Here is a 15,230-nt window from a genome sequence, read left to right on the forward strand (position 1 = left end):
CCCCCCCCCCCCCCCCCCCCCCCCGCCCCCCCCCCCCCCCCGGCGGGGGGGGCCCCCCCACCCGCTTCGTCACGGTCCGCGCTGGTCCACCGAATGGACTAGTGCGAGTCGACTACCACGGACCACCCGCTGGGATGACCCACCCAGCGACAACCATCCCGATGGGTGACGCGTCTTCCCTACGAGAAGAAGCGCTGCCGCTAAATGCCTGCGAAATGACGCTCGCAGGGCAAGACTGAGACCAACCGACAGTTACGGGGGGCGGCAATGGACACCGCACCGAGCCGCAGGACAGCCACCACATCGCAGCGAAAGACCTCCACCATGTGCCAGCACCAACCGCCGTGCCCGACAGCAGAGTCCGCCGACCGGGAGGCGGCCCATCTCGTGGCCCACCATCCCGAGCAGGGCTGGAGCCTGCTGTGCAACGGGGTCCTGCTCTTCGAGGACACCGGCGAGCTGCTGCCGAACGGGCAGGTCATCGCCCCGCACCGGCCGCTGGGCACCGAGCACGTGATGACGGCCGCGTAACGGGCACCATCTCGATCGGCGCACCGGCGCCGGTCACCACGGCGCCGCACCGCGACGGACCGCCAGCAGGCACCCGCCCGTACGACGACGCCCTGAGCTACGACGCGCACACCACGCGCGGTACCACCACGAGGGGCCGGCCCGGCAAACGCCGAACCGGCCCCATTCGCATGCTCAGGCGCGGGTCACCCCGCACCAGACGGCCTCAGTCAGCCGTCGTACTCGTCCACCGGCGGGCAGGAGCAGACCAGGTTACGGTCGCCGAACGCGCCGTCTACGCGGCGGACCGGGGGCCAGTACTTGTCCGCGGCCACCACACCTGCCGGGAACACGGCGTCCTCACGGCTGTACGCGTGGTCCCAGGCACCGCCGACCATCGCCGCCGTGTGCGGGGCGTTCCGCAGCGGGTTGTCGTCGGCCGCCCACTCGCCCGCACCCACCTTGGCGATCTCCGCACGAATGGCGATCATCGCCTCGCAGAACCGGTCCAGCTCGGACAGGTTCTCGCTCTCGGTCGGCTCAATCATGAGCGTTCCGGCGACCGGGAAGGACATCGTCGGCGCGTGGAAGCCGTAGTCGATCAGGCGCTTGGCCACGTCGTCCACGCTGACGCCGGTCTCCTTGGTCAGCGTCCGCAGGTCGATGATGCACTCGTGCGCCACCAGACCGGCCGGCCCCGTGTAGAGCACCGGGTAGTGCGGCTCAAGGCGCTTGGCGATGTAGTTGGCGCTGAGCACCGCGACCTGGGTGGCCCGGCGCAGCCCCTCGGCACCCATCAGCCGCACGTACGCCCAGGAGATGGGCAGGATGCCGGCCGATCCCCACGGCGCCGCCGACACCGGGCCAACGCCGGTCTCGGGGCCGGCCGCGGGCTGGAGCGGGTGGTTGGGCAGGTAGGGCGCCAGGTGCTCGCGCACGCCCACCGGGCCGACGCCGGGGCCGCCACCGCCGTGCGGGATGCAGAAGGTCTTGTGCAGGTTCAGGTGCGAGACGTCGCCGCCGAACCGGCCCGGCTTCGCCAGCCCGACCAGCGCGTTGAGGTTGGCGCCGTCCACGTACACCTGGCCGCCCGCGTCGTGCACGGCGGCGCAGATGTCACTGATGTGCTCCTCGAACACCCCGTGGGTGGAGGGGTAGGTGACCATCAGCACGGCCAGTTCGTCGGCGTGCTTCTCGATCTTGGCGTGCAGGTCGGCGGTGTCCACCTCGCCGTCGTCGCCGGTCTTGACGACGACGACCTTCATTCCGGCCATCACGGCGCTGGCGGCGTTGGTGCCGTGCGCCGACGAGGGGATCAGGCAGACCGTGCGCTGCTCGTCGCCGTTGGCCCGGTGGTAGGCGCGCACCGCAAGCAGCCCGGCGAGTTCGCCCTGCGAACCGGCGTTCGGCTGGATGGAGACCTTGTGGTAGCCGGTGACCTCGGCGAGCCGGTCCTCCAGCTCCTTGATCAGAGTCAGATAGCCCTGCGCCTGCTCGATCGGCGCGAACGGGTGCAGCGCACCGAACTCCGGCCAGGTGACCGGCTCCATCTCGGTGGTCGCGTTCAGCTTCATGGTGCAGGAGCCGAGCGGGATCATCCCCCGGTCCAGCGCGTAGTCGCGGTCCGCCAGCTTGCGCAGGTAGCGCAGCATCGCCGTCTCGGAACGGTGCTGGTGGAAGACCGGGTGCGTGAGGTACGCGTCGGTACGCAGCAGCGACTGCGGCAGCGCGTCGGCCACGCCCGCGTCCAGCTCCGCCACATCGGCCTGCACGCCGAAGGCGCCCCACACGGCGGCCAGCTCCGCGCGGCCGGTGGTCTCGTCGCAGGCGATGCCGATCTGGTCGGCGTCGACCAGCCGCAGGTTGACGCCGGCCTCGCGGGCCGCGGCGACGACCTCGGCCGCCCGCCCCGGCACCCGCGCGGTGAGCGTGTCGAAGTAGGCGCCGTGCACGACCTCGACCCCGCCGGCCCGCAGCCCGGCGGCGAGCACCGTGGCGTAGCGGTGGGTACGGCGGGCGATGGCGGCCAGGCCGTCCGGGCCGTGGTAGACCGCGTACATGCCCGCCATCACGGCGAGCAGCACCTGGGCGGTGCAGATGTTGCTGGTGGCCTTCTCGCGGCGGATGTGCTGCTCGCGGGTCTGGAGCGCCAGCCGGTACGCCTTGTCGCCGTCCGCGTCGACGGAGACGCCGACGAGTCGGCCGGGCAGGCTGCGGGCGAACTTCTCGCCGACGGCCATGAAGCCGGCGTGCGGGCCGCCGAAGCCGATCGGCACGCCGAACCGCTGCGTGCTGCCGACGGCGATGTCGGCGCCCAGCTCACCGGGCGAGGTGAGCAGCGTGAGGGCGAGCAGGGCGGCGGCGACCGTGACGACCGCGCCGAGCTCGTGCGCCCGCTCGATGATCGCCCGCGGGTCGCGCACCGCGCCGGAGGCCCCCGGGTACTGGAGCAGGACGCCGAAGACGCCGCGCTCGGCGACCTCGTCCGGGATGCCGTCGGACAGGTCGGCGACCACGATCTCCACACCGGTGGGCTCGGCGCGGGTCTGGATCACGGCGATGGTCTGCGGCAGACAGTCCGCGTCGATCAGGAAGACGCCGTTCTTGACCTTGCCCACACGCCGCGAGAGCGCCATGGCCTCGGCCGCCGCGGTGCCCTCGTCGAGCAGCGAGGCGCCGGAGGTGGGCAGCCCGGTCAGGTCCGCGACCATGGTCTGGAAGTTCAGCAGCGCCTCCAGGCGCCCCTGCGAGATCTCCGGCTGGTACGGGGTGTACGCGGTGTACCAGGCCGGGTTCTCCATCACGTTGCGCAGGATCACCGGCGGCGTGAAGGTGCCGTGGTAGCCGAGGCCGATCATGGGCGTGACGACCTGGTTGCGGTCGGCCAGCGCACGCAGTTCGGCGAGCACCTCCGGCTCGGTCCTGGCGTCGGGCAGGCGCAGCGCCTCGGCGCTCTTGATCACGTCGGGCACGGCAGCCGCGGTCAGCTCGTCCAGCGAGCCGAAGCCGACCTGGGCCAGCATCTTGGCCTGTGCCTCACGGTCGGGCCCGATGTGACGCTCGTCGAAGGGCGTGCCGCGCTCCAACTCGGTCAGGGAGATGCGGTGTGCAGTCATCTGCGGAGGCCTCCTGGTCATACGACCTTCGGGGGCACCATGGCGCTGGTGCCCGAACGGCCTCCCCCTCTGTCATCGCGACCTGAGAGCTTCACCGGCCCGCATCGCGGCCCGGCTTTCACCGTCGGTGAGGACGGGTTCCGGGCTGATGCCAGTCCGTGACCCGCCCTGCTTTCCAGAGTGACCTCGTCCGTACGGTACGTGTGCCTGAGAGATTCCGGGGAGGATTTGCTCCTTCGGCGCCCCCGCCTACCTGCGGCGGAGGGCTCTCCCGCACGGGGTCGACAGCCACGGACCAGCCTACCAGCGACGTTTTCACCTGCTTCCTCTGCTTCCTCAAGTGGCCGGTGGGCATGATGTGCCCTTACGTAGGTGTCATAGGGCAGTCACGACCTTGCTGGAGGTGATGGACGGTGCAGACGGACACCGATCCGAGGCACTTGATAGGCCGCAAGGCGTTCGATCGCCACGGCACGAAGATCGGCACCGTGGACGAGGTCTACCTCGACGACGCGACCGGCGCACCCGAGTGGGCGGCGGTGCGCACCGGCCTGTTCGGGCGGGACGTCTTCGTACCCCTGGAGCCGAGCGAGGTGGTCGACGAGGTCCTGCGCGTGCCCTTCGACCGCGCGCTCATCAAGGGTGCGCCCGACCTCGGTGTCGGCCGGCACCTCTCACCCGAGCAGGAGGTCCAGCTCTACCGGCACTACGGGCTCGACACCTCGCGGCGCAGCGCTCCCACCCCGCCGCCGGACACCGGCTTCGGGCATATCGCCGGTTCGGACGAGGGGGGGGGGACGGCTTCGGGCGGCTGAGGCACCGGCCGGGACGCCACCGGCTCCCCCGCGTCACACGACGCTTCGGGGTCCGGCGCGGCGGGCCCTGTCTCGGGGCGGATCAGCGGCAGCGGCTCGGCCTGCGTGAGGTCCGGATCGTCGACGGCGAAGGTCCGCACCCGGCCCGGGGCCGACCACGGCTCCTCGAACCGCACGGTCACCCGGCCGACGCCGCTGCCCTGCACCCAGCCGGCGCCGTACTCGGCGTGCACGACGTCCAGCCCCGGCAGCCAGCGCCGGGGCGGCTCGGGTCGCTCAGGCTCGGCAGGGCCGGCGAGCGGCCCGGGTGCGCCGCTCTCGGCCGCTGCGGCCCCCCGGGAGCCCCCGGCACCGGCCTGCTCGCCCCGCCCCTGCTGCTCGCCCGCCAGCGCCTCGCGCTCGGTGGCCGCCTGGGCGAACAGGTCCTCCTGGGTGTAGTCGGCCAGCCCCGTGACGCCGACGCCGAGCAGCCGCACACCCTCGGCCGTCTCCACCGCGTCGATCAGCCGCCTGGCCGCTTCCCGCACGACCGCAGGGTCGTCCGTCGGGCCGCGCAGCGTCTCGGAGCGGGTGAGCGTCGAGAAGTCGTAACGCCGCACCTTCAGTACGACCGTACGACCCGATCTGCCGGCCGCCCGCAGCCGTTCGACGCACCGGACGGCGAGCCGGTCCACCTCGAACTGCACCCGGGAGCGGTCCGTCAGGTCCTCGTCGAAGGTGTCCTCGACCGACACCGACTTGGTGTCCCGCTCGGCGACCACGGGGCGCTCGTCCCGCCCGCTGGCCAACGCGAACAGCGAGGCCCCGTGCGCCCTGCCGAGCAACCTGACCAACTCGGCCTCACCCGCCTCGGCCGTCTCACCCACGGTGTGGATGCCGGCCCTGCGCAGCGCCTCGGCCGTCGCCGGCCCCACCCCGGGAATGGCCCGCACCGACATGGGCCCCAGCAGTGCGAGCTCCGTGCCCGGCTCGATCACCACCAGGCCGTCGGGCTTGGCCTGCTCGGAGGCGATCTTGGCGAGCATCTTGGAGCCGGCCAGCCCCACCGACCCGGAGAGCCCGGTCGCCGCGGCGATGTCCCTGCGCAGCCGCTCCCCCACCGCCCGGGCGGCCTGCGTCCGCGGCTCCACCCCGCCGGCCTCCAGATCCACGAACGCCTCATCCAGGCTGAGCGGTTCCACCAGCGGCGACAGCGCCGCGAGCAGGCGCATCACGACCTCGCTGACCTGGCGGTACAACGCGAAGCGGGGGGTGAGGTAGGCGGCGTTCGGGCACAGCCGCCGGGCCTGCGCCATCGCCATGGCGGAGTGCACACCGAAGACACGCGCCTCGTACGAAGCGGTGGACACCACACCGCGCGGCCCGAGGCCGCCGACGATCACCGGCTTGCCACGCAGGCTCGGCTTGGCCGCCTGCTCCGCCGCAGCGAAGAAGGCGTCCATGTCCAGATGCAGAATCGTCGGCGCACCCCTCACACCCACGATGGTGCCGTACGCCTCTGACAATCGGCCTAGACCGCGCGGTTGCGCCGCCTGGCGAGCTCGTCGGCCGGGTGGTGCCGGGTGAGGGTCTCGCCGGTGTCCACGCGCTCGCCGTGCAGTTGGGCCAGCGCGGACTCCACGTCCCGCCACACCACCCCGACGGCGATGCCGAAGACGCCCTGGCCGCCCTGGAGGAGGTTCACGACCTCGTCCGGCGACGTGCACTCGTACACCATCGCGCCGTCGCTCATCAGCGTCATCGGCGCGCGGTCGGCGCCCACGCGCTGGCGCAGGTGCTGCACCGCGGGGCGGATGTTCTGGAGCGATACCCCGGTGTCCAGGAGACGCTTGACGATCTTGAGGACGACCACGTCGCGGAAGCTGTACAGCCGCTGGTTGCCGGCGCCGTACGCGGGCCGGACGCTCGGCTCGACGAGGCCGGTTCGCGCCCAGTAGTCGAGTTGCCGGTAGGTGATGCCCGCCGCCGCGCAGGCGGTGGGGCCGCGGTAGCCGACGTCGTCGGACGCGGGCTCGTCGGGTGTTGCGGCTCGTGCCGCGGTCGGCTGCCCGGGCGCCGCTGCGGCCCCGCCCCCGTACAGCGGATACGGACCGCCCGCCGCCGTGCCGTCGCCGGTGCTTCTCACGCCGACCTCCGTCCTTGACCTGCCCTGTCGACGGTAGGCAGTCACCCGGGGCGCGTCAACGATCGCCACACTCGGCACGCCGAGTGATAATCACCCTGGGAGTGGTTTACCGTGACGCGTTCCGGGGAACGGCTCCCCGAATATCCCGACGCCGCTACCGCCAGCGACTCACTGGCTGTTGGTGTCGAAGTCTTCCGGCGAGATCTGGTCGAGGAACTCGCGGAACTTCTCGACCTCGTCCTCCTGCTCGTCAGGAATGGCGATGCCAGCGTCGTCCAGCACACCGTCGCTGCCGTAGATGGGCGTGCCGGTACGCAGCGCCAGCGCTATGGCGTCCGACGGCCGGGCGCTGACCTCCACGCCGCTGGCGAACACCAGCTCCGCGTAGAACACGCCCTCCCGCAGGTCCGTGATGCGGACTTCGGTGAGCTCCTGGCCCACCGCCTCCAGCACGTCCTTGAAAAGGTCATGCGTCAGCGGTCGCGCAGGGGCCATGCCCTGTTGCGCGAAGGCGATGGCAGTCGCCTCTCCCGGCCCAATCCAAATGGGCAGGTACCGGTCGCCTCCCACTTCACGGAGAAGCACGATCGGCTGGTTGGAAGGCATTTCCACCCGGACACCCACGACGTCGAGCTCATTCACACAGCAACCCTAGGACCTGCCCGGCCGGTTTGGGTAGTCGGGCACCCCTGCACTCAGTGCAACCTGACCCGCAGGGCTGCTTCCACGAGGGCCGCGTGCAGCCGTACGGACAGTCCGGCGAGCTCTCGCGCGGTGGCCTCCGCGTGGGCTCTGGTCTGCGGATTGCGATGCCGCCGAAGGGGTGCAACGAGCTGTTCGACCAGCCCGGCCTCCCGCTCCGCCGCCGCCTTGATGGCCCGCAGATGACGCGGCTCAAGACCCGCGCGGCCCAGATCGGCGATCAGCTTGGCCACCGTGACCGCCCCGGCGTCATAGCCGCCGTCAGGAGCGGCACTGAGCAGCCCGTAGGACTCCCACTCGGCCAGCTCGCCCTCGTCCACCTCGGCGGCGGCCAGCAGCTCCGCACGGCCGAGCCTCGCCGCCGTCGGCTCAGGCGCCGGCGCCAGCTCCCCGTCGAGCAGGTCACGCGGCTGGGCGGGGGCCGGCAGGGACACCTGCTCACCCCGCTCCAGGGCGTCGAGGTGCTCCCTGATGACCTTCAACGGGAGGTAGTGATCGCGCTGCATACGCAGCACATGGCCGAGCCGCTCCACGTCCGCCCGGGAGAACTTCCGATACCCGGAGGGGGTGCGCTGCGGCTCGACCAGTCCCTCTGCCTCAAGGAAACGGATCTTTGAGATCGTGACCTCGGGGAACTCGTCGCGCAGGAGGTTCAGTACGGCGCCGATGCTGAGCAGACGGCCGTCCGCTGGGGCGGCGCCGTGTCCGGCACCGCCCGTCGGTGAGTGACGCATGAACCTTCCCTGGCGCCGAGGTGACTCAGATGCCGAACCCTCGCTGGCTGGCGTAGAAGACCAGTCGGTACTTGCCGATCTGCACCTCGTCGCCGTTGTTGAGCAGCACGGAGTCGATCCGCTCACGGTTGACGTACGTGCCGTTGAGGCTGCCGACATCGGCGACGGAGAACCTACCGTCCTGGCCGCGGCGGAATTCCACGTGCCGGCGCGACACGGTGACGTCGTCCAGGAAGATGTCACTGTTCGGGTGACGGCCAGCCGTCGTCAGCTCGCTGTCCAGCAGGAACCGGCTGCCCGAGTTCGGACCGCGCCTGACCACCAGGAGCGCCGAGCCCACCGGCAGCGCGTCCACCGCGGCCTGGGCCTCCGGCGACAGCGACGGGAGCTGGGTCTGCCCGGTCGTCTCGGAGTCGTACGCCTCAAGGCCGGAGATCGAAATGGTGGACGTCGTCTCCGAGGCCCGCTCGGGCGTGGCACCCGGGCGCAGCGGCGTGCCGCAGTTGGAGCAGAACTTGCTCGTAGCGCCGGTCTGATGCCCACACCTGGGACACACAGGCAACCCAGACCCTCCACCCGTACTTGAGGCTGATGATTGGCCGAAACCTATGGTTCCGGCTCCGGCGGGGTCAACAGACGACGCGCCGTGACCACCGGGCAGGTCACCGACCTGGTCCCGGAACAGCGGGCGCTCCTCCTGAGCCCCGCCTCCTTCGGCGTCGCGCCCCCGATGGCGGGCGGTGCCGCCCTCCTGGCGTGCGCTCTTGCCGAACAACTTCGCAAACAACTTCACGGGCGATTCCCCTTGACTGAAACAGACCCGCCCGTGGGGCAGGACAAACCCTCGATGCACACACCGGCTGACCCGGTCACCCTCACAACGTCCGTGACCATCAGACAGTTTCCCTCACGCACCACGTATCTGGTGCGCCGACCCCCCGCTACGCGGCACCCGCGCCCCGGGCGCCTCATGCGTCCCCCGCTCATCACGATGACGACCGAGCGTAGTCAGGCCGCTTCGCCGACCGCAAGGCGTCCACGACGATCTTCTCGTGCCGCTTCACTGACACGTTCGCGCGCTCCTTCTCCAGAGTCTGTACCACTCCACCAGGAATATTGAGCGCGGGCTCAAGATCCTCGGGCTTGCCGATCACGGTGAACGTGTACGGCTGTGACACCCGGCGGCCGTCGATCTCGACGGCGCTGTCCGCGTCGGTGAAGTACGTGTCGGCCACGACCCGTACGTCATTGATCTGGATGGCCTCGGCCCCCGCTGCCCGCAACTCCTGGATCGCGTCGAGCAGCATGTCGGCCTCGACCGCACCGTGCGTGTCCGTTATGCGCAACGTGATGCCGGGCCCCTGCGCCGCAACCGTACCCGCGAGCACGCCCAGTTGCTGCTCTTTGGCCTTGGTCTGTTTACGGGCCTCTTCGGCCTGGTCCGAGCTGTTCTCCAGCTCGGTGCGCTGGCCGACCAGGCGCTGCTTCTCGTCTTCGAGGCGCTGGGTCCGGTCGTCCAGCTCGTCGAGGATGCGTACCAGGTCCTCCTGCCGGGCCCCGCGCAGCACGCTGTTCTCGTTGGTCGACCGCACCTGGATCGCGAGGCCGAGCCCGAGCACGCACAGCAGCAGGGCCACGGTGAGCTGCGGTCGGGTCACCCGGGGTGGCCAGACGCTCGCCAGCAGCCGTTGACGTCCCGTCATGGACCGGTCGGGCACTGGCGGTTCGGGCAGTGGCTGCCTGATGCGCGGCGCGGGCCGCTCTGCCGGCAGCTCCCGACGCAGCCCGGCGAACCGGTGCCCGTGCTCCTTGCCGTGCCCCGGACGGGCTGGCTGGCCCGTCTGGGCCGGCTGCTGGGACTTGGCCGGCTGCTCCGGCCTGGCGGCCTGCTCTGACGGCTCGGGCTGATCCGGCCGTTCAGGCCGGGTGGGCTGGACGGGCCGCTCCGGCCGGGCGAGCTGCCCGGACCGGTCAGGCTGAGCCAGCCGCTCGGGTCGAGTGGGCCGGGCGGGCGGCCCGGGTCGGCCAGGCCGCTGGGGCCGCTCGGGTCGGTCAGGCTGGGCAGGCCGCTGGGGCCGCTCGTTTCGACCGGGCTGAGCAGGCCGCTGCGGCTGCTCGGGCCGGTCGGCCCGGGCGGGCCGGTCGGGCGCGGTGCCCGATCCACTCCCGCCCGCGGCCGGCTGCCGGTCGCCCGGGCCCTGGCCCGGGCCCGGGCCCGACGACTGCTCGGGCGGCTTGGGGGTCTCGTCGTCAGACATCGGCCTCACGCCCTGAAGATGTGCCGTCGGATCGCGGCTGCGTTGGAGAAGATGCGGATGCCGAGCACCACCACCACGCCGGTGGAGAGCTGCGCGCCGACGCCCAGCTTGTCGCCGAGGAAGACGATGAGGGCGGCCACCACGACGTTGGACAGGAAGGAGACGACGAAGACCTTGTCGTCGAAGATCCCGTCGAGCATCGCTCGGAAGCCACCGAAGACCGCGTCGAGTGCGGCCACGACGGCGATCGGCAGGTAGGGCTCGACGGCGTTCGGTACGACGGGGCGGACCACGAGTCCGACCACGACTCCCACGACGAGGCCCAGTACGGCGATCAAGATGTGCCCTTTCCTGTGTCGGTGTCGTTCTTGTCCGCGGCACCGGCATATGGCTCCGCGCTGCGTACGATCAGGCTCGGCGCGACCGGGAGCCGCATCTCGTCCTGGAGGGAAGTCCGCACGCGAATGTCGTAATTCTCTTGCAGCACCTTGAGGTACTGGCCGTCCGCGCTGGACTCGAAGGTCGCACGCAGACGTGGTCCATCGCCCACTGCGAGCACCGTATACGGCGGCACCAGTGGCCTGTTGTCGACCAGTATGGCGTCTCCCGCGGCCCTGATCGCCGAAAGGGCCGTCAGCCGCTGGCCGTTGATCGCTATGGCCTCAGCCCCTGACTGCCACAGACCGTTGATGACGCGCTGCATGTCGCGGTCCCGCACCCGCCCGGTGTTCGAGAACCCGTTGCTCTCGCGCGGCCCGCCACCGCCACCACCGCCGCCGGCGTCCTCGGCGTCATCGACGACCAGCTTGACTCCCGGGCCCTGCACCTCGGTTGCACCGGCGAGCAGCGCCACCAGTTCGCCCTTGCCGCCACTCTGCTTCGGCAGTACCTTGCGCTGCCGGTCGCCGACCTCGTCGCGCAGCGCGTCGACGTTGTCCTCCAACTCGTCAGCGGCGGCGGTCTCCGACTCGATCCGGTCGATGAGCTCCTGGCGCTCCTTGGCCACGGTGGGCGCCGCTATCCGCGTTTCGGCCGCTCCGATGGTCACCACCACCGTGGTGAGGACGAGACCGACCGCGAGCCAGAGCTTGGCACTGACCGTACGCGGCAGCCCCTGCTTCCCCTCGGCTTCACGCCGGGCCGCCGCCTCGGCATAGCCGTCATCGAGGCTGTGGTCCATCACATTGGTCAGCAGCGACATGGACGCGTCGGGGCGCGGGCGCTGCGACGCGGTGCTCCGAATGGGGGGCGGCTGCGGCATGCCGCACATCGTCGCACGTCGGGGGCGCCGCCACCGAATGGCCCCCCCGGCGTGCCGGAGCGGGGCCGGGGGCGGCGACGCCCTCGACTCGATCAAGCCGTCCGCGGGTCGTACACCCCGCCGGTACGGCGCCGTTCAGCCGCTGCGGGCCCGGCGCGGACCCCGCGGGGGATCAGTTGCCCGCGTTGTCCACGACGTGCGCCCACTCGTCGAGCAGGGCCCCCGCCGAGGCGTCGTCCGGGCCCTCCGCCCACAGGTGCGTGACGGCCTCCGCCGGGTCGGGCAGCACCATCACCCAGCGGCCGTCGGCCTCCACGACCCGTACGCCGTCGGTGGTGTCCACCGAGCGCTCCCCCGCCGCCTCCACGACCTTGCGCATCACCAGGCCCTTGACCGCCCAGGGAGTGGCCAGATCACGCCGGAGCACATGGGCGCGCGGGATGCGCGCATCGATCTGGCTCAGCGTCAACTGGGTACGCGCCACCAGGCCGATCAGCCGTACGAAGGCGGCTGTGCCGTCGAAGACGCTACTGAACTCGGGGATGATGTACCCGCCGCGCCCGTCCCCGCCGAAGATCGTGGTGTCCGCGCGGCCCACCCGGGTCAGGTCGTCGGGCGACGTGGTCGTCCAGTCGACCTGCGTGCCGTGGTAGGCGGCGACCTGTTCCGCGATCCGGGTCGTCGTCACGGGCATGGCGACCCGCCCACTGCGCCGCTCGGCGGCCACCAGATCGAGCATGACCAGCAGCGCACGGTCGTCCTCGACGATCCGCCCCTGCTCGTCCACGAGCGAGAGCCGCTCGCCCACCGGATCGAAGCGGACGCCGAAGGCCGCGCGCGCGGACGCGACGATCTCACCGAGGCGCACCAGGCCCGACCGCCTGGCCTCGGCCGTCTCGGTCGGCCGCGCTTCGTCCAACCCGGGGTTGATGGTGAGCGCGTCCACACCGAGCCGGCCGAGCAGGCTCGGCAGCACCAGCCCCGCACTGCCGTTGGAGGCGTCGACCACGACCTTCAGCCCCGCCTCCGACACCCCCGTGGTGTCCACCGCGCGGAGCAGGGAACCGGTGTACGAGTCGAAGACGCTGGCGGGAAACCGCAGGTCACCGATCTCGCCGGGGAACGCACGGCGGTACTCCTGGCGCGCGTACACCCGGTCCAGCTTGCGCTGGGCGCCCTGCGAGAGGTCAGCGCCCCGCTCGTCGATGAACATGATGTCGACCGAGTCGGGTACGCCGGGCGTCGTACGGATCATGATCCCGCCGGCGCTACCGCGGGCGGTCTGCTGACGCGCCACGGGCAGCGGCACGTTCTCCAGATCGCGTACGTCGATGGCACTGGCCTGGAGCGCGGAGATGACGGCGCGCTTGAGCGCACGGGCACCGCGGGAGTGGTCACGGGCCGTGGTGACGGTCGCGCCCTTCTTCAGGGTCGTCGCGTACGCCCCCGCCAGGCGCACGGCGAGTTCCGGCGTGATCTCGACGTTGAGGATGCCGGTGACGCCGCGCGCGCCGAAGAGGTGGGCCTGTCCTCGCGATTCCCAGATCACCGAGGTGTTGACGAACGCGCCGGCCTCGATGGTCTTGAAGGGATAGACGCGGACATTGCCCTGGACGATCGATTCCTCACCGATCAGGCATTCGTCGCCGATGACCGCGCCGTCTTCGATCCGGGCGGCGCGCATGATGTCGGTGTTCTTACCGACGACACAACCACGCAGATTGCACTGCTGCCCCACATACACGTTGTCGTGCACGACCGTCTTGTGCAGGAAGGCCCCGCTCTTGACCACCACATTGGAGCCGACGACGGTGTGTTCCCTGATCTCGGTGCCCGCCTCCACCTTGGCGTAGTCGCCGATGTAGAGCGGGCCGCGCAGTACCGCATCGGGATGTACGTCCGCGCCTTCAGCAACCCAGACGCCCGGCGAGATCTCGAAGCCGTCGATCTCGACGTCGACCTTGCCTTCCAGGACGTCTGCCTGCGCCTTCACATAGCTTTCGTGGGTGCCGACGTCCTCCCAGTAGCCCTCGGCGACGTAGCCGTAGATGGGCTTGCCTTCCTTCATGAGCTGTGGGAAGACGTCACCCGACCAGTCGACGGAGGTGTCGGCTTCGACGTAGTCGAAGACCTCGGGCTCCATGACGTAGATACCGGTGTTCACGGTGTCGGAGAAGACCTGTCCCCAGGTGGGCTTTTCCAGGAACCGCTCGACCCGACCGCCCTCGTCGACGATGGTGATGCCGAATTCCAGTGGGTTGGGCACCCGGGTCAGACAGACCGTGACGAGCGCACCCTTTTCCTTGTGAAAGTTGATCAGCTCGGTCAGATCGAAGTCGGTGAGCGCATCGCCGGAAATAACGAGAAACGCATCGTCCTTCAGCGCTTCCTCGGCGTTCTTGACGCTTCCCGCGGTGCCGAGTGGTTTCTCCTCGTTGGCGTATGTGAGCTCCATCCCGAGCTCTTCGCCATCTCCGAAGTAGTTCCGTACTAGTGAGGCGAGGAACTGCACGGTCACCACGGTCTCACTCAGACCGTGCCGCTTGAGCAGGCGCAGTACATGCTCCATGATTGGCCGATTGGCTACCGGCAGCAATGGCTTGGGCATGCTCGAAGTCATCGGCCGAAGGCGAGTTCCCTCGCCACCGGCCATCACGACGGCCTTCATGTCGGAAGCGTCCTCCTTGAAGAGACGACGGTCATGCCGACTTCGCCCATCCAGATGACGCACTGGAGTTCAGGTCGGGGCAGCTTCGGCCCCTCTAGGGCTGGCGCATCAGCGAGCTCAGCCGGCCGTGGCGTCCGCCTTGACGAGCCGACGGACCTGAACCACGTAGAGGATTCCTGCCCACCAGTAGAGCGTTGTACCCCATCCTGCGAACGCCCATCCGAAAATAGCAGCGAGCGTCGACAGCCAGCCGCTCCCATCGCTCAGAAGGAGGAGCGGGAATGCGTACATGAGGTTGAAGGTCGCCGCCTTGCCGAGGAAGTTCACCTGGGGCGGCGGATAGCCGTGGCGACGCAGGACGCCGACCATCACGAGGAGCAGCAGATCGCGCGCGAGAAGCGCGATGGTCAACCAGAGCGGCAGAATCTCCCGCCAGGTCAGGCCGACGATGGTGGAGAGGATATAGAGCCGATCGGCAGCCGGGTCGAGAAGTCGACCGAGGCTACTGATCTGGTTCCACCGGCGAGCGAGTTTCCCGTCGAGGTAGTCGCTGATCCCGCTGAACATCAGCACCAGCAGCGCCCATCCGTCGGCTTTGGGACCGCCGAACTCGGGCAACAGAATGAGCCACAGGAACACGGGCACGCCGGCGAGGCGTGCCATGCTGAGGATGTTCGGGATGGTGAGTACGCGGTCAGTTTGAACGCGCGTCTCCTGGACCTCCACCCGGGGGCCTCCTGTGGAACGTGCCAATGATGCGTCCCGACTTTACCCGCATGCGGAGCCCCCTCGCGCACAGGGGTACGCGCGAGCGCCCTTCACCACCACCCGGTCAGGACCAACAAATCCAGCACCAACTACATGCGCCCGACTCAGCGAGCGCTTCCCCATCGACCGGCACGACAGCATTAAACGCAAAAAAAGGGGGGCTTGGCAGGGAAATCCATCCCCACTAAGCCCCCCTCACAACGCATAGAAGCCCCGTTACGAACCATGTCCGTAACGAGGCTTCTATCAAAAGGAGTTCGGCGGCGTCCTACT

13 protein-coding genes and 1 riboswitch are annotated in these 15,230 nt (G+C 70.1%); of the genes, 2 read left to right on the forward strand and 11 right to left on the reverse strand.

Annotation, left to right across the window (positions count from 1 at the left end):
• The first annotated feature begins 324 nt into the window (after window positions 1–324).
• Window positions 325–531: a DUF5999 family protein gene (locus AAHZ94_RS13090; protein WP_349993027.1), complete on the forward strand. Its 207-nt coding sequence runs from the start codon at window positions 325–327 to the stop codon at window positions 529–531.
• A gap of 209 nt (window positions 532–740) precedes the next feature.
• On the opposite strand, the gene gcvP is transcribed toward AAHZ94_RS13090, so the two are convergent.
• Window positions 741–3,626, reverse strand: a complete 2,886-nt coding sequence (gene gcvP / locus AAHZ94_RS13095; RefSeq protein WP_349993019.1) for an aminomethyl-transferring glycine dehydrogenase — start codon at window positions 3,624–3,626, stop codon at window positions 741–743.
• A 185-nt stretch (window positions 3,627–3,811) separates the two neighbouring features.
• A riboswitch (glycine riboswitch) is annotated at window positions 3,812–3,910 on the reverse strand.
• A gap of 129 nt (window positions 3,911–4,039) precedes the next feature.
• On the opposite strand from gcvP, the gene AAHZ94_RS13100 reads away from it, so the two are divergent.
• A complete protein-coding gene (locus tag AAHZ94_RS13100; RefSeq protein WP_349993020.1) occupies window positions 4,040–4,441 on the forward strand; it encodes a PRC-barrel domain-containing protein in 402 nt (133 codons plus the stop codon).
• On the opposite strand, the gene AAHZ94_RS13105 is transcribed toward AAHZ94_RS13100, so the two are convergent.
• The 10 genes from AAHZ94_RS13105 to clsA form a co-directional block, all read right to left on the reverse strand.
• Entirely contained in the window at window positions 4,333–5,916 is a 1,584-nt protein-coding gene (locus tag AAHZ94_RS13105) for a DNA polymerase IV (protein WP_349993021.1), read from the reverse strand. The genes AAHZ94_RS13100 and AAHZ94_RS13105 overlap by 109 nt on opposite strands.
• A gap of 35 nt (window positions 5,917–5,951) precedes the next feature.
• A complete protein-coding gene (locus tag AAHZ94_RS13110; RefSeq protein WP_349993022.1) occupies window positions 5,952–6,566 on the reverse strand; it encodes a MerR family transcriptional regulator in 615 nt (204 codons plus the stop codon).
• Between the two features lie 168 nt (window positions 6,567–6,734).
• On the reverse strand, window positions 6,735–7,208 hold the full coding sequence (locus tag AAHZ94_RS13115) for a bifunctional nuclease family protein (protein ID WP_014044725.1): 474 nt from the start codon (window positions 7,206–7,208) through the stop codon (window positions 6,735–6,737).
• Between the two features lie 53 nt (window positions 7,209–7,261).
• The gene (gene ftsR / locus AAHZ94_RS13120) at window positions 7,262–8,002 is read right to left on the reverse strand and encodes a transcriptional regulator FtsR (RefSeq protein WP_349993023.1); all 741 of its coding nucleotides are present in this window, start codon (window positions 8,000–8,002) and stop codon (window positions 7,262–7,264) included.
• 25 nt (window positions 8,003–8,027) lie between these two features.
• Entirely contained in the window at window positions 8,028–8,855 is an 828-nt protein-coding gene (locus AAHZ94_RS36435; protein ID WP_502964660.1) for an FHA domain-containing protein, read from the reverse strand.
• 133 nt (window positions 8,856–8,988) lie between these two features.
• A complete protein-coding gene (locus tag AAHZ94_RS13130; RefSeq protein ID WP_349993029.1) occupies window positions 8,989–9,747 on the reverse strand; it encodes a DUF881 domain-containing protein in 759 nt (252 codons plus the stop codon).
• 518 nt (window positions 9,748–10,265) lie between these two features.
• A complete protein-coding gene (locus AAHZ94_RS13135) occupies window positions 10,266–10,598 on the reverse strand; it encodes a small basic family protein (RefSeq protein ID WP_176165418.1) in 333 nt (110 codons plus the stop codon).
• On the reverse strand, window positions 10,595–11,521 hold the full coding sequence (locus tag AAHZ94_RS13140) for a DUF881 domain-containing protein (RefSeq protein WP_349993024.1): 927 nt from the start codon (window positions 11,519–11,521) through the stop codon (window positions 10,595–10,597). Before AAHZ94_RS13140 ends, AAHZ94_RS13135 begins: the two co-directional genes overlap by 4 nt.
• Window positions 11,522–11,693: 172 nt before the next feature.
• Window positions 11,694–14,189 (reverse strand): sugar phosphate nucleotidyltransferase, encoded by a 2,496-nt coding sequence (locus AAHZ94_RS13145; RefSeq protein WP_349993025.1) that lies wholly within the window; start codon window positions 14,187–14,189, stop codon window positions 11,694–11,696.
• Window positions 14,190–14,306: 117 nt separating this feature from the next.
• Window positions 14,307–14,915 carry a cardiolipin synthase ClsA gene (gene clsA / locus AAHZ94_RS13150; RefSeq protein ID WP_349993026.1) on the reverse strand — a complete coding sequence of 203 codons (609 nt, stop codon included), beginning with the start codon at window positions 14,913–14,915 and terminating at the stop codon, window positions 14,307–14,309.
• Between the last annotated feature and the right edge of the window lie 315 nt (window positions 14,916–15,230).

This window comes from Streptomyces sp. HSW2009 (assembly GCF_040240285.1).
In the GTDB taxonomy this organism is placed as follows: domain Bacteria; phylum Actinomycetota; class Actinomycetes; order Streptomycetales; family Streptomycetaceae; genus Streptomyces.

Excerpts from the sequence above, each read along its gene's own strand:
- AAHZ94_RS13090 (WP_349993027.1), top strand. The coding sequence starts at position 325 with ATGTGCCAGCACCAACCGCCGTGCCCGACAGCAGAGTCCGCCGACCGG.
- gcvP (WP_349993019.1), bottom strand. The coding sequence starts at position 3,626 with ATGACTGCACACCGCATCTCCCTGACCGAGTTGGAGCGCGGCACGCCC.
- ftsR (WP_349993023.1), bottom strand. The coding sequence starts at position 8,002 with ATGCGTCACTCACCGACGGGCGGTGCCGGACACGGCGCCGCCCCAGCG.
- AAHZ94_RS13140 (WP_349993024.1), bottom strand. The coding sequence starts at position 11,521 with ATGCCGCAGCCGCCCCCCATTCGGAGCACCGCGTCGCAGCGCCCGCGC.
- AAHZ94_RS13145 (WP_349993025.1), bottom strand. The coding sequence starts at position 14,189 with ATGAAGGCCGTCGTGATGGCCGGTGGCGAGGGAACTCGCCTTCGGCCG.